Origin of the sequence: Shimazuella alba, from assembly GCF_009831235.1 — a bacterium.
In the GTDB taxonomy this organism is placed as follows: domain Bacteria; phylum Bacillota; class Bacilli; order Thermoactinomycetales; family Thermoactinomycetaceae; genus Shimazuella; species Shimazuella alba.
Genome location: NZ_WUUL01000001.1, coordinates 368,915 through 394,180, shown reverse-complemented (window position 1 = coordinate 394,180; position 25,266 = coordinate 368,915). Strand labels below are relative to the sequence as shown.

Sequence of the window (25,266 nt, the reverse complement as noted above, 5' to 3'; positions counted from 1 at the left end):
AAAATCCAATTCACCATTTTTCGTGAGTATTAGTCGGAGGAAATGGATCTATGATTGGCGCAAATCTCTATTATTCACTAGTGGGTAATTATAACTATGGGATTTATTTTCGAATCGAAAAGTAGGGATGATTTTTATCTCGATATAAATATGAGTGTCTGAGGGGTACGGCAACGATTCGTTCTTTTTTGAGCCACTCATAAAAAGCTAGGGTAAATTCATTTTTAGACACAAATGAACCGACCCCTCACACGTTAAGTGATTGTTAGTTGTTTACGTTTTATTTCTTTTTTCCAAGTAGACACCCAGTCCAAATATAATCACACAGGCGAGACAAATCCAGATACCTAATTCAAATACAGATCGAAAGGCATCAAGTTCTTTGTTTTCAGTATGATTAAGAAGTCCAAGCCCAAGTGTTGCTCCCAATACCATACCCAAATTGCGTGTTAAGGCGATCATTCCTCCAATTGATCCAACAAAATCCACTGGCACTTGCTTCATAATAAAGCTATTGTTTGGAGAAGCGATGAGCCCCATTCCCAATCCAATGAGCGCTAGGAAGATGATTACTCCAACAATAGATAAGGAAGGGAGAAAAAGAACGCTTCCCAAAAATCCTGCTCCCATACTACATAAACCTATCACCATAAAAGGTTTGGAACCATAACGATCCGATAAACGACCAGCCAACGGTCCCACCACCGCTAAAAGTACTGGATAAGCAATCATCAAATATCCCGTTGTTAGTGGTGAAAGGCTAGCGATATCTGATAAATAAAAAGGCATAGCGACTAAAACAATATTTGCGAGTACAAAAGAACCACAACTAATCATTAAACCGTACGAGACAGCTGGTAAACGAAATAGTTTTAGCAATAAAAATGGAGTAGCATGACGGGATTCCCACAGCAAAAAGAGAACGAACGAGATCAGCGAAAGAAGAAAAGTATAGATCGTATTAGGAGACAATAATCCCCATGTACGACTATAGGAAATTCCAAATATGGCAGAAGCAATTCCTACGACAAACAATATCATTTCCATGCTATCAAATGTCTTAATTTTCTGTACTGATTTGTGTTTAGGAATATAACGCAGAGCCAGTAGTGTAGCAACCATAATCACAGGTACATGAATCAAAAACAAGACTTCCCAACGGAACCACTCTGCAATAAAACCACCAGCAATTGGTCCAATCATTGCACCTAATGCTACTGCTGTACTGACTATACCAAGTGCTTGACCTCTTTTTTCTTTTGAGATGTGAATCGTGATCAAGGCGATATTCGTTGCTTGAAACATCGCAGCACCAAGTGCCTGAATCACTCTCAAGATCAGTAATAGAAAGATGTTCGCTGAAAATGCAACCAGCACCGAACTAATGGTAAAAATAATGTATCCAAGATTATGAATGAAACGATGACCAAAACGATCTCCTAAATATCCCATGACAGGAAGAAAGGAAGCAATGGCTAGTAAATAACCAATCGTAATCCATTGTACGGTTCCTAAGTTTGTGTGGAATATTTTCGAGAGATACGGAAGGGAAACATTCACCACACCTGCCGTAAAATGAGAGATAAACGCACCTATACAAATCGCCATCATCATGAAGAATGGTTTGTTTTTTGATGGTATTTCCATTGGATATACCTCCCTCTTAATTTAGAATATAAACTAAATGAGCATTCCTATACCGCATGTACAATGGAATGCTCATTCCATTCAAGAAACACTGCATGAAAATGAGACTATAGGTTGCTTCTCTTTTCGATACGTACGCAAATCCCATTTTTAGGTCGTAGCGTAATCGAAGGCTCTGGAACCACACTATGCTGGTGATCGAGTTCAATACGAAACATTTGCATAATCGAAGTGAGTAATAAAGTAGCTTCCATCATTGCAAAATTATTTCCAATACAGACTCGTGGACCAGCTCCAAATGGAAAATAAACATAGGAAGGTAAGCTTTTTTCAAATTCGCGGGACCATCGTTCAGGAATAAAAGAATCGGCTTTTGTAAAATAATCCGGATGACGATGCATTACCCACTGACTCATGGCAACTTCACTTCCTGCTGGTAAACAATATTCATCGATCCATATATCCTCAATGGGTTCACGAGAGATAAACCAAACAGGTGGATAAAGACGCATCGATTCGTTGATGACTGCTTGTGTAAAGGAAAGATGTGGAATATCGGATAAGGTAGGAAGTCTTCCTTGTAATACATTTTCTAGTTCTGTAACTACCTTTTTTTCCGCATCAGGATGCTGGGCAAGTAGATAGAAAGTCCAAGATAATACGTTAGCTGTTGTTTCATGGCCAGCAAGAAATAACGTCATCACTTCATCTCTTAGCTGTGTAGGGGTCATGCCTTTTCCTTCATCATCTTGTACAGCTATCAACATAGATAGCAGATCGCCCCGATCTCGATTTTCTTTTTTTCGATGCTCGATGATCTCATATATCACATGATCCAATTGGCGGATGCTTTCTTTCAGTCGCTTATTTCCAGGTGAAGGGATTGAAAAGGGTAACCTTTCCAGCAACATACGAGTAATACTTGTATACTGATTGACGTATTCATGAAAAACTTGATCCAATGCTTCCCCGACTTGATTTGCCCCTTGATGTTCGGGTTCTTGCAAATCCATATCAAAAAGTGTTTTTGCAACAATTTCCATCGTACAACGCATGATCTCTTTATGAAGATCGAGCATTTGACCATCTTCCCAGTCTTTAAGCATTCTCATCGTATATTGAGTCATGGTATCTGCATATTTTTCAATACGGTGTTTATGAAACGCAGGCTGCGATAATCTTCGTTGACGGAGCCAGAAGTCTCCTTCGCTCGTGACCAGACCATTGCCTAGTACCATACTTAAGATACGATCCCGATGATATCCCTTCGCAAACAATCGTTGTGAATTTTTAAGTACATACTGAATATCCTGTGGACGACTTAACAAATACGTATCACGATCTTTCTCTATTCGTACCCGAACAACAGGCCCATACTTTTCTACACAAGTTTTGAAAAATTCATGTGGCTTAGAACCCACCTCTAATAAATTACCAATAAAAGGAATCTCTTTAGGGCCTGGAACTTTTTTTCCCATTTCTCTCATCTCCATTTCTCTGTCACTCACCCAATATTTTTTCATTGAATGTGATCATGTTGCTTAAATCAGCAAATAAATCAGTCGGTTGGAACAACTGCTCCATATGAAATACACCTAGTGAATATTGCCCTGCATAGACGTTTTTCGCCACATAAGCAGCAACTTTTCCTGTTGCAACAAACTCTTTTTCTCCGCTAACGGAACCTTGATATTGTACATGCCGACCATTCAACCGCCCTGCAACTTCAACCTTTGCCACGTATATTTCTGATCCCCACTGTGATTTTTCGAATAAATTTATGACCTTCTCGCGTATCCAAGGTTGTTGTAACCACCGCACTATTCCAGTACGCTTTAAACTCGCGATAGCATTTGTCATCATCTCCGAATCAAAACAAAGACGGGTAGAAGCAGAGGGAATACCCAACGTCTGAGGTAAAACATGTTGGTCAGAAAAGTTAAACCGATAAGCTGTTTTCCGTCCTAGTCCCGCTGGAAAATCTATCTTCTTTCCATCTGAGAAACTGGTCACTTGTTTTTTGCTTCCTTGCTCGATCACCGAATAAACAGCACTCAGATTATCCACCGTCCACTCAATCGCGGCACGCCCATGTGACTCCCCTAGACCTAATAAAATATAAATATCCGCAGTATCAACTTGATCCAACTGATTTTTTCCTTGTTTCACTAACATGTTGGTGATTCCTGGTGCTAAACCGACACTTAGCACAACCGTTGAAGCCTTGGGATGAATTTGTTGAATTTTTGACATCACTGAATAATCAGCGGTGACATCAATATAATCGACGTGATGCTTTACACACGCTTGAACAAAGTCTGTATTTTGTAAGTCTAAGCACATAACAACCATGGAAACATCAAGGAAAAAATCGTCCTCAATTGGTTCATTTACATCGAGTTGTAGCGGTAACACTCTCCCCTCTGTATGAATCGAGAACTGTTCTGCTTTTTGGAAGTTGCGCCCAGCAGCGTATACCTTATATGGATAAATCTGACCTAATTCTTCACAGATCACTTTGCCAACCTGACCATATCCACCAACCACAATGATTTTTTCTTTCAATCCAATCCCACCTAACTTCCATATCCGTGTCTACTCGGATGTTGTTGATTTTGTTTATAAACTAAACTAAATAGGTAAAAAAATTATTTTTGTAAATGGATACAGAGCTTTTCTATGCACTTTTCAAAAATCTCAATCTCCTGTTCATCTAATTGGGAACTCAACTCTCGATAGAAATGTAAGTGCACCTCTTCATGGGCTCGAAAGGCACTTTTACCTTTTTCGGTCAAAGATACAATCACACTTCTGGAATCGGTTGGATTTGGGGTTCGTTCTACTAAGTTCTTGTCTTCCAAACGGACAATTATTTGCGTAACGGCTCCTTTGGTTACACGAAGACGATTGGCAAGTTCACTCATAAGTACACCTCTTTCCATGCCAATCGCATCGATGGTATGAATCTCACTCGGTGTCAAAGGTCCCGCTTCTCCAAACGTATGGGGATGTTTTTCCAATCGCCCAAGCAGCAAAATTAATTGACCTAGCTTCTGACTACCTGATTTTGTACGATCTACTTTTTTCTGTTCCATACTATTAGTTTAGATATTAAACTATATCGCGTCAAGATTCCTTTAAAAAATAGACCGTACCATTAATTCTCCTGATTGGTTTTTCTTTGTTGATAGAAACGATAAGAATAGAAAAGAATCAAACAGGCAAAAACAAGTTGAATTACTCCGGTCACTTCGTAAAATACGTCATGTGGAGCATGATAAATACTTGGAGGAAACATGGTAGATGTCACCGATTCAGGCAATCCAATCAAAAAGACTATATTTTTGACCACATGATTGTAACCACCTTCAAAAATACCAATCCAAGCAACAGAAACAATACCTGTAACGACAAAAAAGATGGAAAGCACTATTTTTGCAAATAAAGTATTTTGCCATTTTCGGAAAACAACAAACGCAACAAGCGTATAAATAATCACGACGATACTCACTTGAACGACATGAAGTCTCCATGGTGATTGGTATAGAATGGATGCATAGTAATGATGAATGGCTGTCAAAATCATTAATAAAATAGAATATAGAGCTATTCTGTTCACATTTTTCGCCTGTATCTTCATTTTTAACCCCTTTTTTGTTTATTAGCTAAACTAAATACCGAAAAAAATTCTATTTCATGCTCCTAAGCACGATTTTAGTTTAGATGATAAACTTTCTGGAGTCAAGTTAAAATGTTTCAAATGAACTCGTCATACTCTCTAGGAGAATATGACGAGTTTTCATATAATATAGACATCTAATCCTGTAAATCAGGTCCATTAACTATCAAAATACTCGTCGTGTTCTACAAAAAGTGGTGATTAGGATGAATAAAACAATGACACTAGTTGCTTATTTTGATCATTTAGAACGAAAAGGATTACATCAAGCAACCATCCAAGCTCATCGATCTTCTATTTATCGTTTCGTTACTTGGATGGGAAAAAAGGAGCATCATCTCCTTGAAGATGATGGGATCTCTGTTTTACAAAAGGTCTTTCAGAAGCATATCCAGCTATTCAAAAAAACGGCAGGAAAAGAGATGAACTGTAAAGCAGGAACCATCAACCTTACGATTCGCCATTTAAAGCAATGTCTGGCTTGGTTACTGGAACACAAACTCATTCCAAATAATCCAGCAGAGGAAATCGGGTATATTCCCGAAGATCGGTTAAAACCAAAATGGATCACAGAACAGCAAGAACGGAAGTTATTTGCTGAACTTCGACTCCTTTTGAGGAACCAGACACAGTATCGAAAGGTAATTCGCGAATATACCATGATTGCTTTGATGTATTTTACGGGCGTGCGTGTGGAAGAGTTATGTCACATCAAATTAACTGATATCCAAATTAACGAGCGTTCGGGATGGATCTACATATACGGGAAAGAAAATAAGCAACGAAAAGTAGATCTGAGCAAATCGATTAGGAAGATTATCACAGTATTTAAACGAATATATGGAAAGTTTAAAAGGTCCTTATCTATTTGACTCCCAACGATCGGAACAAGTAACAACCAGAGCTGTCCAACATGTGGTTGGAAAATATGCGAGGCGGCTCCATATGCCTAATCTCTCCTGCCATGCCCTCCGACATACTTGTTTACATAATTTAGTGAAGGCGGGTGTTCCCTTACCTACTATTGCAGAGATTGCAGGTCATTTAAAAGCGGATGGAACGCCGAATATTGATATGACTTTACGTTACATCAAGCCTGGCGAGGAAGAAAAAGCGAATGCAATGGAATTGATTAGTTGGGATTAATTCATGCATAAGGAGGAATCTAAATTGCCCAGTATTCAAGAAACAGCTTATCCTAGACTCAAAAGCAATCCTACATTGAAAGAACTAGATAAGTTATTTTCTTCTACACCAGAAGAGCTCATATGGAGTAAAGGAAAAACTCGAAATTCCTTTTCTCAATTGGGACTGCTGATTATGTTGAAAACATTCCAGTGTCTGAATTACTTTGTCCCCATTACAGATGTTCCCAATGTTATTATCAAGCACATAGGACAAGGATCAGGTTTTGATCTCCCTGATCAGAAGAAATGGGAATCTTATCATCGTTCTGGTACAGGTATTCCTCAAATTGCTATGATTCGTGAGTACCATAAGGTAAAAGCGTTTGATAATCAAGCTCGTCAGGTGATGTTTGCTGCAATGGAAAACTCCGTGTTAGAGAAAGATGAGAAGAGCGACATTATTAATGTCGCAATTGACGAATTAGTAAAACATAGTTATGAGTTACCTGCATTTAGCACCCTAGTAAAAGCAGTAGATCATGTCCACGCTGTAGCATATCGTGCCTTGTATCGATATATATCCGATTCGTTGAGCAACGAAGAGAAAGAAAAATTGGATGCATTGTTTCAAAGTAAAGAAGCATCAACCTATTCCGATTGGCACATGATCAAGCAAGATCCAGGTCGTCCCACTCTGGACCAAATCAGAAAATGGATTTCTCGTAAAAATTGGATTGGTGAGCGGCATGTGGGAGCTGATTTTTTTCAGCGTCTTCGAATTCCACCTGCGAAAATAGAGAGACTAGCAGCAGAAGCGAAAACATTGGATGCCGCACGTATGAAAGAGATGGAGCCTTATAAGCGATATGCATTAGCAGTGGCTTTGCTATACGCTCAGTTTGCACAAACAATTGACGACATTGGAGAAATGTATACCAAACGGGTGGCTAGCTCTGAGAATAAATCAGAAAAATCTCTTCAGGAGTTGAAAGAAAAGAGAGAGAAGCAAATCGATACCTTAATTGCTACTTTGCGTGATACAGTAGTTGCTTATCAATCCGAAGGGTCAGCGGAACAGCGGTTAAAAGCACTGGAAAAAATGATCGGTGGAAACCGTGGCCAACGTGTGTTGGAGAATTGCGAGAACTACTTAGCTTATACGGGAAACAACTATTTCTCTTTTATGTGGAAACACCTAAAAGGTCATCGTTCTGAGATGATAAGAATGCTTGAATCGTTAGACTTGAAATCAACCAACCAAAATAAAGGTTTAGAACAAGCGATTTCCTTTCTGTTAGAAAATAAAAATAAAAAGGCTGAATGGATTCCCATTACCCGATTAGATAAGAAAGGCAAAAATAAAGAGGACTGGGAATGGGTTCCTTTAGTCGATTTATCTTGGATTCCAGAGGGATGGTGGCGATGGATTAGTCCTCATCGACAAAGAAGCATATACCCCAAAAAGATTAATCGGCGCCATTTTGAGGCTTGTGTATTTTATCAGATTCGCGATGATTTAAAGTCAGGAGATCTATGCATAGAAGGAAGCGAAAAATACGCTGATTACCGAAAACAACTTGTATCTTGGGAGGAGTACCGAGAAAATTTACAAACCTTTTGTGAACAAGCAGGTCTTCCTACGACTGCTCAAGCGTTCAAGAAACAGGTCTACACCATGTTAGAGAAAACGGCACGAAGAGTGGATTCTTCATTTCCGAAAAACAAGGCAGTTACAATCCGCGATGGGGAACCGTTTATTACAAAACTGAAAAAGAAAAAAACATCCCCTCTTCTGAAAGCAGTTCGGAAACGAATCGAAGAAAAGATGGCTCCAATCAATGTTTTAGACTTATTAGCCGACACAGAATATTGGTTAAATTGGACTCGCTTTTTTGGTCCCATCTCTGGTCATGATGCAAAAATAGACAATCCTGCTGAACGTTATATTACAACAACCTTCTGTTATGGATGTAATTTAGGCCCCACTCAGACAGCCCGTTCGCTAGGCAATATGGATCGAAAACACATTTCCTGGATTAACGAAAGACACGTTACAGAAGAAAATATTCAAAAAGCGATTGAATGGATCATAAACGCTTATAATAAATTCATTTTGCCTAAGTATTGGGGAACGGGAGCCAGTGCATCTGCTGACGGCACCAAATGGGATTTGTATGAGCAAAATTTATTGTCCGAAAATCATATTCGTCATGGAGGATATGGAGGGCTTGGCTATTACCATGTGTCGGATACTTATATTGCTTTATTCAGTCACTTTATTCCTTGTGGGGTGTGGGAAGGCGTTTATATCTTAGATATCCTAATGAAAAATCAATCCGATATTCAGCCTAACACCCTTCATTCCGATACACAGGGACAAAATGCACCTATATTTGGGTTAGCCTATCTTTTAGGGATTAAACTCATGCCTCGTATCCGGAACTGGAAAGACTTAAAATTTCTTCGACCCAGTAAAGACTCGACTTATAAGCATATCGATGAACTGTTCTCTTCTTCTATTGATTGGAAACTGATTGAAGACCATTATGAGGATATGCTACGAGTGGTGATGTCGATTAAAGCAGGGCGTATTCACCCTTCCACTATCCTTCATAAATTAAGTGCATATAGCAGAAAAAATAAATTGTACCAAGCATTTCGTGAATCAGGTTTTGCCATTCGCGTTCTATTTTTATTGAATTACCTATCGGATGAAGAGTTGCGGAGCACCATTCAAGCAGCTACGAATAAGAGTGAATCTTTTAATCGGTTCACCAAATGGTTATTCTTTGGTGGAGACGGAATTATTGCAGAAAACAATCGTGAGAAACAGAGGAAATTGATTAAGTATAATCACTTAGTTGCGAACTGTTTAATTTTCTACAATGTATTCCAACTCACTCATATCCTTCATGAATATATGCAAGAAGGGAATCCATTGGATGAAGAAGTTTTGTCCGATCTTAGCCCATATCTTACATTCCATGTAAATCGTTTTGGAAAGTATCAATTGGACTCGAACCGTCGTCCTTCAGATCTTGAATTTAATATCCCTGTATCTCCTTCTCAATTTGAAGAAGTCAGTTAAATAATAGAAAAGCTAGAGTAGATTCAACAAAATAAATGAATCTACTCTAGCCTCTTTGTGAGTGGCTCAAAAAGAACGAATCGTTGCCGTACCCCATAAGCGGATTTCCTTGTTGTCTTGATAGGATAATCTGAAAGTACTTGTAGGGAAATACGATACAAGTACTTTTTTATTTTTTCTGAAGGAAGGATGGTAGAATAAAAATCCAATTCACCATTTTTCGTGAGTATTAGTCGGGGGAAATGGATCTATAATTGGCGCAAATCTCTATTATTCACTAGTGGGTAATTATAACTATGGGATTTATTTTTGAATCGAAAAGCAGGGATGATTTTTATCTCGATATACATATGAGTGTCTGAGAGATGAGAATAGCGCTCTCCCAGACTGAGGTATCGCTCTTATATAAGCCTGTTGTTAACGAGTCTTGTGACCAGCCAATTCCCAAATAGACCAGAGACAACGCCGTTCGAATACGTCGCTCTTGATATCGATACCATGATTCTTACATGCTTCTGTATAAGCTTTCTCAATGAGAGTTGTGACTTCTGGAATGTCAAAGAAGTCATCAGTAGGAGAATTTCTAGGATTCATTTCGCAATACTCTTGGATGTACTGGTCCGCCTTCTTCTTGGCGTCCTGATAAGCCTTCTGGTAATCACTATCCGTACTCATACATACTCCCAAAGGTTAGGTAACCTTACTGGTTACATCGTCATCATAACAAATCAAACTCAAGAATAAAATCTTAATTTATGAAATTCGGTATCCATTTAACAAGTTTAATCTAAATTTTCTTACCAAAATTTTGTTTCTTATTTCCTCTTGTAATTATTTAAAAGAATGCCTGCTCAACAGAAGTAATTTCACATGAAATCAATGGTTTCTTTATTTTGTGTATAAAACTTATGTTCCATATTTTCGTCAACTAGTGAAAAAGCATGAACGAAGGAGAGAAAGATATCTTTTAAACGGTAAAGCTAATTTTAAGCTCAAAAAGATATTTTTCTCGTCATTTTTTCTCTTTCCACAATATATGGTATGGGTTATACTCTAGTGGCAACTATATATAGATCGGACGTGAAAAGATGATTGAGGCTAGAGACCAAGTCGCATATGAAGAGCAAGTTCGGACAGCGTGTGCAGATTTTCCTCATTTGTCGATTGATGACTTAATCGAAGAGGCAAAACGTCAAATATTAGATGATCAATCAAATGACGAAATGCTTGCTGTTCTTACACAAGTAGCAGTAGAAAAAACTAGTGCTGAGGAACCAGATTGGCAATTTGTAGCATCACGTTTATTTGCTTACCAATTATACAAGCAGGCATCAGCAAACCGCAGGTATGACGATGCCCATGCTTATGGTGATTTTTATGATTTATTACATACCTTATCAACAGCTGGATTATACGGCACTTATTTATTGGATACTTATACGAAAGCAGAAATTGTTGAGCTTGGACGATCGATTTTACCAGAACGAGACAAGCTTTTTAATTATATTGGGCTGAAAGTGCTTGCTGATCGTTATTTGGTTCGTACTTTTGATAACAAAATTATGGAATTGCCACAGGAACGATTTATGGTGATTGCCATGCATTTAGCTGTGAGAGAAACAGATCGTGTTCGTTGGGCAAAAGCTTTTTATGAAGTACTTTCTAATCTAGAGCTTACCGTTGCTACTCCCACATTAGCTAATGCTGGAAAGCCGCTACACCAACTTTCTTCTTGCTTTATAGACACTGTTGATGATTCTCTTTGGTCCATTTATCAAACAAATTCCGCAACAGCACAAGTTTCTAAGTACGGCGGTGGAGTTGGAATTTATCTCGGGAAAGTTCGTTCCAAAGGGTCCAAAATTCGTGGACATAAAGGAGCATCTGGTGGAGTTGTACCATGGATTCGTAATTACAACAATACGGCTGTAGCTGTTGATCAATTGGGTGTTCGGCGCGGTGCATTTGCAATTTATTTAGATGTTTGGCATGCTGATATCTTTGATTTCCTTAATTTAAAGACAAACAATGGGGACGATCGTCTCAAGGCACATGATATTTTCCCTGGGGTTTGTATTCCTGATTTGTTTATGAGAAAAGTGAAAGCGCGGGAAAGTTGGTATTTACTTGATCCGCATGAAGTTCGTGAAGCAATGGGCTTTTCCATCGAAGACTATTTTGGAAAAGAATGGGAAGATCGCTACCTTGCATGTATAGATCATCCAGATATCGAAAAGATCGAAGTTCCAGCTATTGATATTATGAAGCGCGTAATGGTTAGTGCATTTGAAACTGGAACACCTTTCCTCTTTTTCCGCGATACGGTTAATGAAGCAAATCCAAATAAGCATCAAGGCATGATATATTCTTCTAATCTATGCACAGAAATTTGCCAAAACATGGCACCAACGGAATTGGTGAGTGAAGAGCTGGAAGATGGAGTTATTGTAACGAAGCAGAAACCTGGGGACTTTGTTGTCTGTAATCTTTCTTCCATCAATTTGGGGAAAGTTCATACCTATGAAGATATTGCACGTGTAGTTCCAGTCCAAATGAGAATGCTTGACAATGTTATTGATCTCAATATGTATCCTGTCAAACAAGCAGAAAGAACAAATAAAAAGTATCGTGCTGTTGGACTTGGTACAAGTGGTTATCACCAATATCTCGCTCAACATCAGATTGTATGGGAATCAGAGGAGCACTTGGAAGAAGCAGATCAATTGTTTGAAGAGATAGCATATCAGGCAATTCGTGCTTCAATGGAAATAGCAAAGGAAAAAGGAAGTTACCCTGTATTCGCTGGTAGTGAATGGGAGACTGGTGAATATTTTGATCGTCGTAACTATGCAAGTGAGCGGTGGAATGAATTAGCTTCTCAGATCAAAGAGAACGGTATGCGCAATGCATGGGTATTTGCAGTGGCACCAACCGGCTCAACTTCTCTTATTGCAGGTTCTACTGCGGGAATAGATCCTGTATACGCGAAGTACTTTGTCGAAGAGAAACGAGGTGCGTCTATTCCTCAAACCGCCCCAAATCTATCGTCAAGTACTACTTGGTACTATAAAGAAGCACACAAAATTGATCAGTTATACAGTATTAAGGCCGCAGGAAAACGCCAAAGACATATTGATCAATCGCAGTCATTTAACCTTTATATTACTCCAGAAACAAATGCTCGAGAGTTTCTAGAGTTGTATATCGCTGCTTGGGAAGCAGGGTTAAAAACGATTTACTATATTCGTAATCAGTCCATAGACATAGAAGAATGTGTGAGTTGTTCTTCGTAAGAAGGGATGTATAATTATGGAGAAACTAGAACGAAAAAAAATATTTAACGAATCTGGACAACGTGGAACTCAACGATTAATCAATGGGAATACAACTAATCTTCGGGAGTGGAATCGGATCAAATATGATTGGGCACATAAACTTTATCGTACGATGCTCAATAATTTCTGGATTCCAGAAGAAATCCCACTAGCCAGTGATGCAAAAGAATTCCAACAGTTAACAGAAGCAGAAAGAAGAGCTTTTGATAAAACAATTTCTTTTCTTAATTTTTTGGATTCTATCCAAGGGGAAAACCTACCAAACATTAATGAGTATGTAACGGCACCAGAGGTTTCTTCTCTATTAAACATACAAGCTTTTCAAGAAGAAATCCATGCTCAATCATACAGCTACATCTTGGACAGTGTATGCTCTCCAGAAACGAGAGAAAATATTTATGATGAATGGCGCAAGGATGAACATCTACTAGAACGAAATCGGTTTATCGCGGACTTGTATGAACAATTTGTCCACCAAAAAGATGATAAACAATTTGTACGCACATGTATGGCCAACTTTTTGTTGGAATCTCTTTACTTCTATAGTGGATTTTCTTTCTTTTATGCGCTTGCACGACAAGGGCGCATGACAGCTACTGCAACGATTATTAAGTATATTCAACGCGATGAATTGACACATGTCGTTTTATTCCAAAATATGATCAAGGAATTGCAAAAAGAAAACCCGGATTTGTTTAATGCTGATTTTAAAGAAGAATTAAGAGAAATGACTCGTACAGCAGTAGAACATGAGATCAAATGGGGTCAATATATTACTGCAAATCAAATTGCTGGACTTAACAATGAATCGATAGAGAAGTACATTAAGTTTCTGTCCAATGAAAGATTGGGTCGCTTAGGTTTACCAATCTTATACCCAGAAATTACAACACATCCTATGCGATGGGTAGAGAGTTTCTCTAATTTGAACGCAACAAAAACAGATTTCTTTGAGCAAAAAGTAACCAATTATACAAAAGCAAGTTCATTAGATTTTAATGACCTTTAACATAAAAAGACGGGTATTGTTTACCCGTTTCTTTTTATGTTAACCTTGTAGTATAATAATATTGATTTTATAAATATTTATTTAATTAAATTTTTGTATCTCGATCTTTGGAGGGAAGTTTATTGCAGCCCTTACGGAACACAACTTCTACTTTATATGAGAAATACGGTGTTCAAGCAATTACAGCAGTTGTGAATGATGTTTACAATCGCTTGTTAAATGATCCTGCCCTTATCCGCTATTTTGAAGGCGTGGATATGAATGTACTTCGAAAACACCAGACATTATTTATGACTTATTTGTTAGGATCGAAACGTCCATACAATGGTGCTAAGTTAAAGTCTGCACACACTAATTTAAATGTACAAGAAGAGGATTTTGAACGATTTATTCGTCATCTAAACGATTCATGTAGGTATTTCAATTTAGATTTAGAGGATCGAGCAGCTTTCATTGCTCAAGTGAGAACATTAAAGTATTTTATTGTAAAACATTAAAAAAATGCAATTCTTCTCTGTAGAGTAGAATTGCATTTTTTTAATGTTTTTACAGGCTAAAACGTGTAGGCATAGTAAAACCAAGCGGCTGCAACAGCAATAGCAAGTTGATACAAAAACTCAATCCAATCGGAAAAGGTTTTTAATCCATTTTGGACATCAAGCACAGCACGGTAAACAGCATGAACAAAAATGACAATAAGAGCAATTTGTAATAACAGCAATGGCATTTGTCTTTCACCTCCTAATGCAATCTATTCTGTAGGGGGATGGAATATGATCGAAAGGGAACAAAATACTCCCTTTATAAAATATGAAATACAAGAACAAAAAGTTTGGACATTTAGAAAAAATGATAGAGAGTAGAATACGAGATTTAACTAAAAAACAAAGAAAATGGGCAAAAGATGATCGACGTTATGTTAAAATTGCTATTAAGGATTGAGGTGGATATAGGAAATTAGCAATAATTAAGGAAGGATTGGTGCTTCAGAATGGGCGACAAGATGGATGATAAAAAATTCTTTGATCTGTTAGACTATGAAGGAAAAGATGAAGAACAACTAATACGCAAACTGGAGAAGTTACTCAAAAGCGATCGACCAGAACTGAACCCTTACCGTCCCGAGTTTGAACAGAGATTAGCAGAACTAAAAGAGAAAAAAGCAAACCAATAACATCTAATAAAAGCATCCCTCATCTCGGGATGCTTTTATTAAGTTAATTCGAAAGGACAATGTACAATCATTGCCAGCTATTTTTGTTTGTTCCCTTTTAACTTCGATCAACACTTGGATGTCCTTGCGTTGCATTAAAATCCTGGTCAACTTTTTATTTTCCTATGGTGGATCAAGCAAGAAAGAATTGGCTATGGGGTGACAGACTCTTCCTTAGTACAAAATTCTAAGGAAGCTAGAATATACAAAGTCTCCTAAAAGGAGGCTTTTTGTTTATCCATTTAAAAATAGTAGATTCAACAACAATAATAAAAGTATGCTATAATTAATTTAGTAAACCGAAATATTTATATGTAGAAAGGATTCTTGTCGAATGGAAACAACAAAAAAGATAGTGGCAGTAGCAGAAGAGCCACCACATTCACTTAAAACAATTTTCAAGCAGCCAAAACCAGCATGGGCAGTAGCTTTTGCTTGTATGGTTGCTTTTATGGGTCTAGGATTAGTGGACCCTATTTTACCAGCAATTGGGGAGCAGCTCCATGCAACTCCTAGTCAAGTTTCTTTACTCTTTACTAGTTACATGTTGGTTACAGATGTAATGATGCTTATAACTGGATGGTTGTCTAGTCGAATTGGACCAAAGGCCACGCTTCTTGTAGGTCTTTTTGTTATTATTCTATTCTCTTTATTAGGGGTAGTGATAGGGTTGCTGCTCTAGTCCGTCAGATAGTTTACATAATATGTAAATCGAAGAAATCAGCCCTTCTTTAGAGCTGATTTAATTTATAGCTAGCATTGCTTTTCGACTAGGATTGGTATAGGGGTTTAGGGATCAGTGGAACAGAAAACCGGAATAAGCCTTATCGGACATTAGAAAAAGAAATTTGGGTGTTTTTAACCAATAAAAAAATGAACAACTCCAAATCGGTGGCGGAATAAACAGCCTTCCGCTTAAAGTATTCCAACTATTTTTTGTGTGAAAGCTATGCAAAGAGACTGATTAAATTCCCGTCTGGATCCTGAACAATCGCATAGCGCTGCCCCCAAAATGCATCCCATGGCTCGCGATGGCCAATATATCCATACTCTGTTATTTTTTTAAATAGTTCATCTACTGCTTGACGGCTATCGCACAAAAATGCCAGCTCTATACGGTGACCTACAGGCTCGGTCCAACCACCATAAATATTTTCAACGGTTTCCTGTAAATCAAAGGCAAATCGAAAGCCGTTTTGCACAACCTCAACGTGCATTTCGTCATTGGCACTCTCTGGTATATCTAGCCCTAAAATACGATAGAACTCTAAAGCTTTTCTCATGTCTTTTACCACAACGCCGATCATATCGAATTTAATTCCCATGAATCTCATCTCCTATATGTGAAATCTGATTTGCACGCCGTGAAAATGAGAAGTACATAAGTGCACTGTACAAAATAATCACAAGCAGTAAAAGTGTCACGTTCGCATACACAAACGATTGTTCTTTTAAGACGAACGGATGAAATGGAAAGTTAAGAAAGGAGACATCCAACAATTTAGCTGCCACAGATGTGCCTAATGCTTGCGCAAAAAACAACCCTAAGTTAAACACACCCATTCCAATTCCAATCTGATTCTCATGGAGCGTAGAAGACACACTTTCGGTTAATGATGTTTGAGAAAAAGCATTGCCTATATTCAAGACCATCAAGGCTACAACGATCCACCATACCCTCTGATCAATGCTTAGCCAAACGAATAGGAAACCTAGGGCAATCAATCCTAACCCAGCAATCGTAACATACCATGCTCCTCTTTTTACAATGCTATCGCCTGCCAGTTTTCCACATAGTGCTGCACAGATGGCTCCAGGAAACATAACCAGACCTATCGTTTCGGCACGTAAAGCATATAATTGAGACAGCAACAACGGAAGCAGAAACATCATCGTCATGTAGGCACTAAAAACCAGAAACCCAATGATTATACCCGTTCTGTACAGAGGCTTTCTTAAAATAGCAACTTGGATAAATGGATACGGATGCGCCCGAATATGAATAACAAACCAAATGCCAGCTACGAGACTACACACCAAATACAGCGGATTCATTAAGGTTAAGAACAACATGAGACTGGTGATCATAACACTAACAAGAATCGAACCAAACAAATCGAATTTCCCTTCTTTTCTCTCCTCTTTAGGTAAAAGTCTTAAGAAAAAGGGAATAGCTGCAAGAGTAAATACCGGAATTAGAAATAAGTATGCCCAGTCTATATGTCCAGTAATATATCCACCAAGTACTGGTCCAATCGCAACGCCAAAAGAGAACGCTGATGTAACCAAACCGAACATTTTCTTACGCCCAGTAACTGTAAAATAACGTGTAATGATCGTGTTATTTATAGCTGGGATCGATGCAGCTCCTAATCCTTGAATAGCGCGAAAAAGAATAATGGTTACGTAATGATCACGAAAAAGGAAGCCAAGAACGGAGCTAGAAACATAAATGATGATTCCAATCACCATAAGATGCTTTAGGCTAAACAAATCACTAAGTTTTCCAAACATAATGGATCCGATTCCGAAAAAAAGGATGAAAATAGTTACGATCCAACTGACTTGGGAAGCTTGTAAATAAAATTGTTCTGAAATACTTGGTGTCGCTACATTAAATACCGTTTCATTCAGAACGGAGAAAAAGATGACATAAAGGATCCAAGGTACAATTCGTTTTATGTCATCTTCACTTGGAGAGGAAGTTGCTACTATTGACATAAGATACCTCCTTTGCATTGGATTTAATGAAAACTATAACCTTTACTTCACCATAAAAAATAGTAAAAAACGGACCTCATAAGTCCGTTTTTTACAACTGTTTGGGGAGTATCCCATAATAACGTTTAAAGTTTTTAATAAAATGCGATTGATCATAGTAGCCATATTTCAATGCAATGTCCGTAAAGTTGGTACTAGTACCGCTATAAAGTTCCTGTAGTATGGATTGAAATCTAACAATTCCTAGCATTTCCTTCGGGCTTAACCCCAGTTCTCGATCAAAGATTCTCCTCATATGCCTCTCTGTAAAACTGAGCTTTTCCGCCAGAACCAATGTTGAAATACTCCCCTTAAACCCATATATATATTGCATACTTTCGAGCAACAAGGAATTGGTTGAAGTGTTGTTCAATGCCAATAAATGATTCAGTTTTCGCTCCACAATTTCAATAATTTTTGAGACTGCTTGAATAGATAAGATTTCTTCAACCATGAATAGCCCTTCCATTCCCCATATATCTTCCAAAAAAACATGTTGTCCTATAAATGAAGAGGCGGGAAATTTTAAAATAGAGTGTGCTGCTTCTGGATAGAAGCGGATGCCGAACAATGATTGGTATTTGGAAAGACTCAAGACTTCAAATCGAGTCATCAATCCCTCAACAAAAGCGGCTTTCCAAGAAGAGGTGGATTGACGGTCAACGATTATATCTACGCAACCATCAGGGAGGATTCGATGTAACTGATTCTTATTTTTTGCATGAAAATCCATGGTCCAATAACAAACGACATGTGATGCTAAGCTTTCGCACGGAACATATTCTTGGTAGCTATAATCGGGGCTCTGTATCTGTTGCAATTTAGGTGGTTGTATAGGACGATAATTGTTCATCATTTTCTTGAGATACCACCTTACCATTATTTGCTTGATATCATTTTCTAATATTAGTTCAGCGATATTTCTTTATTTCATAGCAAATTTGCATGTCGATCGGTAAAAGAGAGATTGAACTCCTTTGGGAACTTTCCATTCCAGCAAGCAAGTATGTTGAAAAACATGTGGTGCGTTGTTATATCCGCTAATTTACATTAGCAGATATAACAATGAAAATCTCGTACTCTTGATATCCGATAAGGCTTCAGATAAGATGAGAATACCATGTCCGGTAAGGTAAATCAATATAAAGAGGTGGAATCATGCGCTCATCTTTTCCGATTTCTCCCCAAGCCGAAGACTGGATTCAGCGATTCATTGATAATCTCCGAACACGCGAGGATCTGAATGAAAAAACGCTTTCCCATTATGCAAGTGATCTCCGTCATTTTGCGGAATGGATGGAGGGATCTTGGAACAAAGGCCAAGAAGAAGAATTATCATTTGATCCGGCTAAGATCACTACGCCGACTATCATTCGGTATCGAGAACATATGCAAACCGTTCGTATGTTAAAACCAGCTACCATCAACAGGCGCTTAAATACGTTCAAGCGTTTCTTTCATTGGGCAGTAGAAAATGGATGGATCCCGATGAATATCTCTCGGCCGGTAAAATTGGTTCCCGAAGAGAAGACTAGTCCACAGCAAATGACGGATCAAGAAGAAGCAGCCCTAGTGGCAGCCGTTCAAAAGCAGGGGACACTTCGAGACCATGTTTTGATTTTGCTGATGCTGCATACTGGATTGCGCTCGATGGAGGTTTGCAACTTGACTCGGCAAGATGTTCAGTTAGGAAAAAGAAGTGGTATTCTGATGGTTCGTTCCGGTAAAAGAAATAAGCATCGGGAAGTTCCATTGAACGCGACGATCCGAACAGCATTGGAAGAATATCTGCCCACTTTAAAAGAGGAAAATATGTATCTATTTCCCTCGGAAAAAACAGGCCAACGCCTTGGAGAGCGTGCGCTGCGCTATTTGGTACAAAAGTATATGCGGTTGGCTAAATTAGAGGGATTCAGTGCCCACGATCTCCGTCATCGTTTCGGTTATGTGATGGCAGAACGTACCCCATTACACCGTCTGGCACAAATCATGGGTCACGATAGCTTAGATACAACCATGATTTATGTGCAAGCTACCCGATCCGATCTCCAAGCGGAGGTCGAGAAAATCGCTTGGCAATAATCACGGACAGCATGAAGATGGAAGGAAGATACGATTATGCCAGTGGAGTTTCTTACCACGGAACAGGAATCTCGGTATGGTCGTTTTACAGATGATCCAACCTCAGAACAATTGACAAAATATTTTTGGCATGGATTTGTACTAGGCAACATTCAATTTAATGGGTATCCGCTTTTCCATATTCAGTTTGAATATCCCATATGGGTTCACATGATGATAAAACAAAGGAGACAATCCCCTAAAATCTTCTGGTGTCATCTTCTTCAACCAGTATTGGTCATTTTCATAGAGAACTTCTTGGACCATCAAGGTATTCATATAACTAAGCAATTTTGAAGCAACTGAAGGGATAGTGCTGATACTTCTTGATCCTCTTTCCGGACGATATAACTTTTGCGAACCAATATTTTTGAAGCGTGGCATCAAAACCGAGCAAATGGGAAAAAGCAAAGGCAACGACACTCTGTCCATGGGTATCGACATAATTTTTATTTACTTCCATATCCGTGCAATGGCGAAGAACGCCTTCCATCATGGAAGCAACTTCCGAAGAAAGACATGATTTTAGTTGGGAATAAACACAAGCGGACTTCCGATCCACATGCCAATAAATCATAACTCCGCGTCTTCGATAACGAGGATGCCACTGGGTCAAGAGATTCTGATCCACAGCAACAAATGCGGTGGAGTCAGAAGCACAAGCAGTAGTAGCATCTCCCCACACTTCTTTCAATCGGTAAAGGATAATTCGATTCACCACTTCTGCATTGGCTTTTCGCAAATGTTCTTTATGGATAAACTTATACCAAAGATAGCGGAGTTCCCAATAACTATCGGTGTTGCTCCCAGCAGATACTGCCTTTAAACCGGTATTTGTTCCTAAACCAAATAAACAGAGTAGTAATCGTCGTTGAATCGTTTCTTGATCTAAAATCTGCCGATCCGCGGTAGACTTAAAATGCTCGGTAAAATGGGTATGGAAATCCGTTTCTTTTAAGATATCGAGCAAATTGATATCCGACCAGCGTTTCTTGATATGATTCTTAATGTGCACCAAATGTTGGGGTTCCTCCTGTTTTTCTAGGGGAGTGACCTTCATCCAACCTTTGTTATTCTTTTAAAAAAAGCTCTATACTTGATCCTATTAAGGCATTGGGACTGCTTCCGATCGGTCTAACAGCACTGTTTTACAACTTTGGATTTTTTACTTTGCTAGCTTTTTCTCCATTTGTACTTGGTTTAGATGCCCATGGTATTGGTTATGTTTTCTTTTTTTGGGGAGTTTTCTTAGCAATTTCATCTGTTATTATTGCTCCTAAATTACAAGGACGTTTTGGGACGAAAAAAATTATGTATATGGTCTTACTACTTTTTACTTTATTACTAATTATCATGGGTTTATCTGTTGAGTATGTACCAATATTAATTATTTGCATTGTTTTATCTGGTGGTTTGTTAGGTGTCAATAATACGATGATAACAACTGCTGTGATGGAAGTATCTCCAGTTGAACGCTCAGTAGCATCATCTGCTTATAGTTTTGTGAGATTTGTTGGTGGTGCTATAGCTCCTTGGTTAGCAGGGAAGTTATCGGAGTGGTTCAATCCCCACGTTCCATTCTACTTTGGTGGAATTGCGGTTCTTATTGGTTTATTTGTACTGTATTCAGGTCGAACGTATATGATAGATTTAAAATGAAGCAAAAGTGAAATCCGTTCTTCATGAACGGATTTTTCTTATATATATCCACTGTATTTTCTCAGATGGGTAAGGAGTTAATATAATAAGTAGTTATGATATTCTAGGAAATGCTGAGTGAAAGTGTTATTTACAAAAATAATATTTTTATATTTACAGCATTGGCGATCTCGAATGCATGAAATATCTTCGTTTGGAGCAAAATTTATGTAACTTCTTCCTATGAAAATAACGAACTCGAGGGATCAACATGAATTCAAATGAAGATAGAAAAAAGAAAAAAGAAAAAAAGCGATTGACATCACCATACAAACCTCATAAATCTTCACAAGAGATCACTGTAAACGAAAATCATCAAACGAAACCCTCTGATGATCAGAATTCAACAGGGAAAAATTCAAGTACCCAAGATCAAAGTACATCCCAAAAACAGGAGACTAAAGAAAGCTCTCAAGAGCAGAGTACACCCGAAAAACAGGAGACTAAAGAAAGCTCTCAAGAACAGAGTACATCCCAAAAACAAGATACTAAAGAAAGCGCTCAAGAACAGAGTACATCCCAAAAACAGGAGACTAAAGAAAGCTCTCAAGAACAGAGTACATCCCAAAAACAAGATACTAAAGAAAGCGCTCAAGACCAAAGTACATCCCAAAAACAGGAGACTAAAGAAAGCTCTCAAGAACAGAGTACATCCCAAAAACAGGAGACTAAAGAAACAAAGGATGGACAACAAGAATCAGAAAAAGTTTCTAAAGAGGAAGAGCAGAAGGAACAAGAACCTTTATCAGCTTCATTAGATACCAATATTCGTATTGTTAAAGAAAGAACAGGTGATAGTCAAGATATTGTAATACGAGAAATTCATTACGGTGAAGATCAAAAATTAAATTCTTGTTTCTTTTATACAGAAGGTTTGACGGATGCAAATGCTTTCCATCAATTTGTACTAGAACCATTGATGGTATTTCTGAAGGAAAAAGATTGGAAGACTTTTGCTGTTTCCCATAAAGACTGGCTTCCTTTTATTGAAAAATCGTTACTGCCTATCGGTGGTGTGAGTGAAATTGAAAACTATGATGAATTATTTACCTTCATGCTTTCCGGTGAAGTTATTTTCCTTATGCAAGGAAATAAAAAAGGGTATCGAATATCATTAAAATCTTGGAAAGATCGTGGTGTTCCAGAAACAGAAGGTGTTGTTCGTGGACCTAGAGAAAGCTTTAGCGAAACCATGCGAACAAATACAGCTTTGCTTAGACGCAGAATTAACAGCCCTCGTCTGCGATTGGAAGGCAAAACAATAGGCGATATCACTAAAACACAGGTAAGTATTATGTTTATTGATGGGATTGCCGATAATAAAGTTTTAGATGAAGTCCGAAGCCGTCTCGATAGAATTGAGATTGATGGTATTTTAGAAAGCGGTTACATCGAGGAACTGATTCAAGACGAACCATACTCACCATTCCCCACGGTTCATCATACGGAAAAACCAGATGTCGTAGCTGGGGGTCTTTTAGAAGGAAGGATCGCAATAATCGTGGATGGGACGCCCATGGTTTTAATGGTTCCAGCTTTGTTTAATCAATTTTTCCAAGCAGCTGAAGACTATTATGAGCGTTCTCTCATTTCAAGTTTGATTCGGATTCTGCGTTTTATTTGTCTCTTTATTTCATTGCTGGCACCCGCTGTTTACGTTGCAGTTACAACATTTCATCAAGAAATGATTCCAACTCCATTACTTGTAAACTTAATGGTTCAGCGGGAAGGCGTACCATTTCCGGCTTTTGTGGAGGCATTTCTAATGGAACTAATGTTTGAAATTCTAAGGGAAGCAGGGGTCCGATTACCGAAAGCGGTAGGTCAGACTGTTTCATTTGTTGGAGCACTGGTTATCGGTCAAGCAGCTGTTGAAGCTGGGATTGTTTCAGCAGGTATGGTCATTGTGGTTGCAATAACTGCGATTTCAAGTTTTGTTATCCCAGCTTACAATATGGCAATATCTCTACGCATTTTACGATTTATTTTGATGGGAATTTCTGCTGGATTTGGATTATATGGTGTCATGATCGGATTGATTGTAATTGTATTACATCTATGTAGTATTCGATCCTTTGGAATTCCATATATGACTCCATATGGACCTTATATCTCTGCTGAGTTTAAAGATAGTATTGTTCGTTTACCACACTGGATGATGAACAGACGACCACAGAGTATGGTATCAAAAGATGTACTACGAGGAAATAATTCATCACCAGCAAAACGAAAAACAAAAAGGAAGAGTTAGTATGAGAAAAAGAAAGCTTCTAATGGTCGTTTTACTCACGATGGCTTTAATGCTGACGGGTTGTTGGAGCCGTAGGGAATTAAACGAAATTGGACTTGTGATTGGTTTAGGAGTGGACAAAGTGGGAGATGAATATATTGTATCCACCCAAGTTGTAGATCCTAGTGAAATAGCCTCGTCAAAGGGCGGGAGTGGTAGAGCTCCTGTCGTTACATATAAGACAACAGATAAAACATTGATCAGCGCTGTTAGAAAGCTAACCTCTGTTACTCCACGCAAATTGTATTTGCCACATTTGCGCATGTTTATAATAGGTGAAACAGTTGCAAGAGAGGGTGTGGCGCCTGTATTGGATGTTCTCTCCAGGGATCACGAATTAAGGACAGATTTTTATGTCATCATGACCAAAGGGAGTAAAGCTCATGAGGTGTTAAGTATGGTTACACCATTGGAGAAAGTTCCATCTACGTATTTATACACCATGCTAAAACACACGGAGAAGTACTGGTCTCCCTTTTCAACTTTAAAAATTGATCAGTTAGATAATGAAATATCTAGCTCAGGCAAAGAAACGGTTATGTCTGCTGTTGCAACCAAAGGAAGTATAAAAGAGGGGCAGCAAAAGAAAAATGCAGAAAATATCTCTATTAAAAACTATCTTCAGTATACCGATTTAGGAGTTTTTCGACAAGATAAATTGATTGGATTTCTCAACGAAACAGAAGCGTCAGGTTATAGGTATGTAGTTAATGAAATAAAAGATACAGTTATTGAAATGCCATGCAATAAAACACATAAGGATGTAACTGAATTGATACATCCTAAAACGATAGTTAAAGGGAAAGTTGTTAATCATAAGCCGAGCATTCATGTACAAGTCAAGGCTGAGGCGAATGTCGCAGAGTTACAGTGTCAAACGAATCTACTAGATAGAAACGTCATAAAAACGCTAGAAAAGAAAACACAAAAAGAAATCAAAGGACAAATCACTAGTGCACTCCAAAAAATACAAAAAGAATATCACAGTGATATTTTTGGGTTTGGTGAGAAAATACATCAAACAAACCCAAGAGAGTGGAAAAAATTTGAGAAAAATTGGAGCGATGTCTTTTCGAAGATGCCAGTACAAGTTTCCGTAAAAGTGGAGATTCGAAATTTTGGTAAAGTAAATCAATCTACTCCTAATCTTAAGTAGAGGTGTTAGTATGTGGCAATCTGTATTGATTTCAATCGTGGCGATTGGAGTTGCTTTTTTTGAAATTCCCCGTTTAAAGAAAATGAAGTATACGAAGGAAATATGGTTTTTCTCTCTCTTTCTTTTACTTGCAACGGCTGCTA

At 38.2% G+C, this 25,266-nt stretch carries 21 protein-coding genes and 2 pseudogenes; 12 read left to right on the top strand and 11 right to left on the bottom strand.

What is annotated here, in order from left to right; translation table 11 throughout:
- Positions 1–273: 273 nt before the first annotated feature.
- The 5 genes from GSM42_RS01940 to GSM42_RS01920 all read right to left on the bottom strand — a co-directional run bounded on the left by GSM42_RS01940 (position 274) and on the right by GSM42_RS01920 (position 5,287).
- Complete coding sequence (locus tag GSM42_RS01940) at positions 274–1,647, bottom strand: MFS transporter (protein ID WP_160799547.1); 1,374 nt, start codon at positions 1,645–1,647, stop codon at positions 274–276.
- Between the two features lie 107 nt (positions 1,648–1,754).
- Complete coding sequence (locus GSM42_RS01935; RefSeq protein WP_237446422.1) at positions 1,755–3,125, bottom strand: cytochrome P450; 1,371 nt, start codon at positions 3,123–3,125, stop codon at positions 1,755–1,757.
- A gap of 22 nt (positions 3,126–3,147) precedes the next feature.
- On the bottom strand, positions 3,148–4,212 hold the full coding sequence (locus tag GSM42_RS01930; protein ID WP_160799546.1) for a saccharopine dehydrogenase family protein: 1,065 nt from the start codon (positions 4,210–4,212) through the stop codon (positions 3,148–3,150).
- A gap of 83 nt (positions 4,213–4,295) precedes the next feature.
- Positions 4,296–4,742: a MarR family winged helix-turn-helix transcriptional regulator gene (locus tag GSM42_RS01925; protein WP_160799545.1), complete on the bottom strand. Its 447-nt coding sequence runs from the start codon at positions 4,740–4,742 to the stop codon at positions 4,296–4,298.
- Positions 4,743–4,804: 62 nt separating this feature from the next.
- The gene (locus tag GSM42_RS01920) at positions 4,805–5,287 is read right to left on the bottom strand and encodes a hypothetical protein (RefSeq protein WP_160799544.1); all 483 of its coding nucleotides are present in this window, start codon (positions 5,285–5,287) and stop codon (positions 4,805–4,807) included.
- A gap of 245 nt (positions 5,288–5,532) precedes the next feature.
- On the opposite strand from GSM42_RS01920, the gene GSM42_RS01915 reads away from it, so the two are divergent.
- The 3 genes from GSM42_RS01915 to GSM42_RS01905 are packed head-to-tail and all read left to right on the top strand — an operon-like array spanning position 5,533 to position 9,541.
- On the top strand, positions 5,533–6,198 hold the full coding sequence (locus tag GSM42_RS01915; RefSeq protein WP_160799543.1) for a tyrosine-type recombinase/integrase: 666 nt from the start codon (positions 5,533–5,535) through the stop codon (positions 6,196–6,198).
- The gene (locus tag GSM42_RS01910; RefSeq protein WP_160799542.1) at positions 6,167–6,472 is read left to right on the top strand and encodes a tyrosine-type recombinase/integrase; all 306 of its coding nucleotides are present in this window, start codon (positions 6,167–6,169) and stop codon (positions 6,470–6,472) included. The genes GSM42_RS01915 and GSM42_RS01910 overlap by 32 nt, the downstream gene beginning before the upstream one ends.
- A 24-nt stretch (positions 6,473–6,496) precedes the next feature.
- Positions 6,497–9,541 carry a Tn3 family transposase gene (locus GSM42_RS01905; RefSeq protein WP_160799541.1) on the top strand — a complete coding sequence of 1,015 codons (3,045 nt, stop codon included), beginning with the start codon at positions 6,497–6,499 and terminating at the stop codon, positions 9,539–9,541.
- 417 nt (positions 9,542–9,958) lie between these two features.
- On the opposite strand, the gene GSM42_RS01900 is transcribed toward GSM42_RS01905, so the two are convergent.
- Entirely contained in the window at positions 9,959–10,135 is a 177-nt protein-coding gene (locus GSM42_RS01900) for a hypothetical protein (RefSeq protein ID WP_237446421.1), read from the bottom strand.
- Positions 10,136–10,629: 494 nt separating this feature from the next.
- Between GSM42_RS01900 and GSM42_RS01895 the strand changes: the two genes are divergently transcribed.
- The 3 genes from GSM42_RS01895 (at position 10,630) to GSM42_RS01885 (ending at position 14,382) form a co-directional block, all read left to right on the top strand.
- A complete protein-coding gene (locus tag GSM42_RS01895; protein WP_160799539.1) occupies positions 10,630–12,834 on the top strand; it encodes a ribonucleoside-diphosphate reductase subunit alpha in 2,205 nt (734 codons plus the stop codon).
- A gap of 16 nt (positions 12,835–12,850) precedes the next feature.
- On the top strand, positions 12,851–13,885 hold the full coding sequence (locus GSM42_RS01890; protein WP_160799538.1) for a ribonucleotide-diphosphate reductase subunit beta: 1,035 nt from the start codon (positions 12,851–12,853) through the stop codon (positions 13,883–13,885).
- 122 nt (positions 13,886–14,007) lie between these two features.
- Positions 14,008–14,382: a group I truncated hemoglobin gene (locus tag GSM42_RS01885; protein ID WP_160799537.1), complete on the top strand. Its 375-nt coding sequence runs from the start codon at positions 14,008–14,010 to the stop codon at positions 14,380–14,382.
- A 56-nt stretch (positions 14,383–14,438) separates the two neighbouring features.
- On the opposite strand, the gene GSM42_RS01880 is transcribed toward GSM42_RS01885, so the two are convergent.
- Positions 14,439–14,612, bottom strand: coding sequence for a hypothetical protein (locus GSM42_RS01880; protein ID WP_160799536.1), 174 nt, complete (start codon positions 14,610–14,612; stop codon positions 14,439–14,441).
- A gap of 264 nt (positions 14,613–14,876) precedes the next feature.
- Between GSM42_RS01880 and GSM42_RS01875 the strand changes: the two genes are divergently transcribed.
- Together GSM42_RS01875 and GSM42_RS01870 are read left to right on the top strand one after the other, a co-directional pair.
- Positions 14,877–15,059 carry a hypothetical protein gene (locus GSM42_RS01875; protein ID WP_160799535.1) on the top strand — a complete coding sequence of 61 codons (183 nt, stop codon included), beginning with the start codon at positions 14,877–14,879 and terminating at the stop codon, positions 15,057–15,059.
- A gap of 373 nt (positions 15,060–15,432) precedes the next feature.
- A pseudogene (locus tag GSM42_RS01870) lies at positions 15,433–15,756 on the top strand (MFS transporter); the annotation flags it as partial.
- Positions 15,757–16,045: 289 nt separating this feature from the next.
- Here GSM42_RS01870 and GSM42_RS01865 read toward each other — a convergent pair.
- The 3 genes from GSM42_RS01865 to GSM42_RS01855 form a co-directional block, all read right to left on the bottom strand.
- On the bottom strand, positions 16,046–16,423 hold the full coding sequence (locus tag GSM42_RS01865; RefSeq protein WP_160799533.1) for a VOC family protein: 378 nt from the start codon (positions 16,421–16,423) through the stop codon (positions 16,046–16,048).
- Positions 16,413–17,819: an MFS transporter gene (locus GSM42_RS01860; RefSeq protein ID WP_160799532.1), complete on the bottom strand. Its 1,407-nt coding sequence runs from the start codon at positions 17,817–17,819 to the stop codon at positions 16,413–16,415. The genes GSM42_RS01865 and GSM42_RS01860 overlap by 11 nt, the downstream gene beginning before the upstream one ends.
- A gap of 91 nt (positions 17,820–17,910) precedes the next feature.
- On the bottom strand, positions 17,911–18,714 hold the full coding sequence (locus tag GSM42_RS01855) for an AraC family transcriptional regulator (protein WP_160799531.1): 804 nt from the start codon (positions 18,712–18,714) through the stop codon (positions 17,911–17,913).
- Between the two features lie 302 nt (positions 18,715–19,016).
- Between GSM42_RS01855 and GSM42_RS01850 the strand changes: the two genes are divergently transcribed.
- Positions 19,017–19,940, top strand: coding sequence for a tyrosine-type recombinase/integrase (locus tag GSM42_RS01850; RefSeq protein WP_160799530.1), 924 nt, complete (start codon positions 19,017–19,019; stop codon positions 19,938–19,940).
- Positions 19,941–20,081: 141 nt separating this feature from the next.
- Here the strand turns inward: GSM42_RS01850 and GSM42_RS01845 are convergent.
- Positions 20,082–21,057 (bottom strand): annotated as a pseudogene (locus tag GSM42_RS01845) (Tn3 family transposase); the annotation flags it as partial.
- 35 nt (positions 21,058–21,092) lie between these two features.
- On the opposite strand from GSM42_RS01845, the gene GSM42_RS01840 reads away from it, so the two are divergent.
- The 3 genes from GSM42_RS01840 (at position 21,093) to GSM42_RS01830 (ending at position 25,123) form a co-directional block, all read left to right on the top strand.
- Positions 21,093–21,638 (top strand): MFS transporter, encoded by a 546-nt coding sequence (locus GSM42_RS01840; protein ID WP_202404716.1) that lies wholly within the window; start codon positions 21,093–21,095, stop codon positions 21,636–21,638.
- A 250-nt stretch (positions 21,639–21,888) separates the two neighbouring features.
- Positions 21,889–23,928: a spore germination protein gene (locus GSM42_RS01835; RefSeq protein ID WP_160799529.1), complete on the top strand. Its 2,040-nt coding sequence runs from the start codon at positions 21,889–21,891 to the stop codon at positions 23,926–23,928.
- A gap of 1 nt (position 23,929) precedes the next feature.
- Positions 23,930–25,123 (top strand): Ger(x)C family spore germination protein, encoded by a 1,194-nt coding sequence (locus tag GSM42_RS01830; RefSeq protein ID WP_160799528.1) that lies wholly within the window; start codon positions 23,930–23,932, stop codon positions 25,121–25,123.
- The last annotated feature ends 143 nt before the right edge of the window (positions 25,124–25,266 follow it).

Excerpts from the sequence above, each read along its gene's own strand:
- GSM42_RS01940 (WP_160799547.1), bottom strand. The coding sequence starts at position 1,647 with ATGGAAATACCATCAAAAAACAAACCATTCTTCATGATGATGGCGATT.
- GSM42_RS01935 (WP_237446422.1), bottom strand. The coding sequence starts at position 3,125 with ATGGGAAAAAAAGTTCCAGGCCCTAAAGAGATTCCTTTTATTGGTAAT.
- GSM42_RS01925 (WP_160799545.1), bottom strand. The coding sequence starts at position 4,742 with ATGGAACAGAAAAAAGTAGATCGTACAAAATCAGGTAGTCAGAAGCTA.
- GSM42_RS01920 (WP_160799544.1), bottom strand. The coding sequence starts at position 5,287 with ATGAAGATACAGGCGAAAAATGTGAACAGAATAGCTCTATATTCTATT.
- GSM42_RS01915 (WP_160799543.1), top strand. The coding sequence starts at position 5,533 with ATGAATAAAACAATGACACTAGTTGCTTATTTTGATCATTTAGAACGA.
- GSM42_RS01910 (WP_160799542.1), top strand. The coding sequence starts at position 6,167 with ATGGAAAGTTTAAAAGGTCCTTATCTATTTGACTCCCAACGATCGGAA.
- GSM42_RS01900 (WP_237446421.1), bottom strand. The coding sequence starts at position 10,135 with ATGAATCCTAGAAATTCTCCTACTGATGACTTCTTTGACATTCCAGAA.
- GSM42_RS01895 (WP_160799539.1), top strand. The coding sequence starts at position 10,630 with ATGATTGAGGCTAGAGACCAAGTCGCATATGAAGAGCAAGTTCGGACA.
- GSM42_RS01890 (WP_160799538.1), top strand. The coding sequence starts at position 12,851 with ATGGAGAAACTAGAACGAAAAAAAATATTTAACGAATCTGGACAACGT.
- GSM42_RS01880 (WP_160799536.1), bottom strand. The coding sequence starts at position 14,612 with ATGCCATTGCTGTTATTACAAATTGCTCTTATTGTCATTTTTGTTCAT.
- GSM42_RS01875 (WP_160799535.1), top strand. The coding sequence starts at position 14,877 with ATGGGCGACAAGATGGATGATAAAAAATTCTTTGATCTGTTAGACTAT.
- GSM42_RS01865 (WP_160799533.1), bottom strand. The coding sequence starts at position 16,423 with ATGGGAATTAAATTCGATATGATCGGCGTTGTGGTAAAAGACATGAGA.
- GSM42_RS01860 (WP_160799532.1), bottom strand. The coding sequence starts at position 17,819 with ATGTCAATAGTAGCAACTTCCTCTCCAAGTGAAGATGACATAAAACGA.
- GSM42_RS01855 (WP_160799531.1), bottom strand. The coding sequence starts at position 18,714 with ATGATGAACAATTATCGTCCTATACAACCACCTAAATTGCAACAGATA.
- GSM42_RS01850 (WP_160799530.1), top strand. The coding sequence starts at position 19,017 with ATGCGCTCATCTTTTCCGATTTCTCCCCAAGCCGAAGACTGGATTCAG.
- GSM42_RS01835 (WP_160799529.1), top strand. The coding sequence starts at position 21,889 with ATGAATTCAAATGAAGATAGAAAAAAGAAAAAAGAAAAAAAGCGATTG.
- GSM42_RS01830 (WP_160799528.1), top strand. The coding sequence starts at position 23,930 with ATGAGAAAAAGAAAGCTTCTAATGGTCGTTTTACTCACGATGGCTTTA.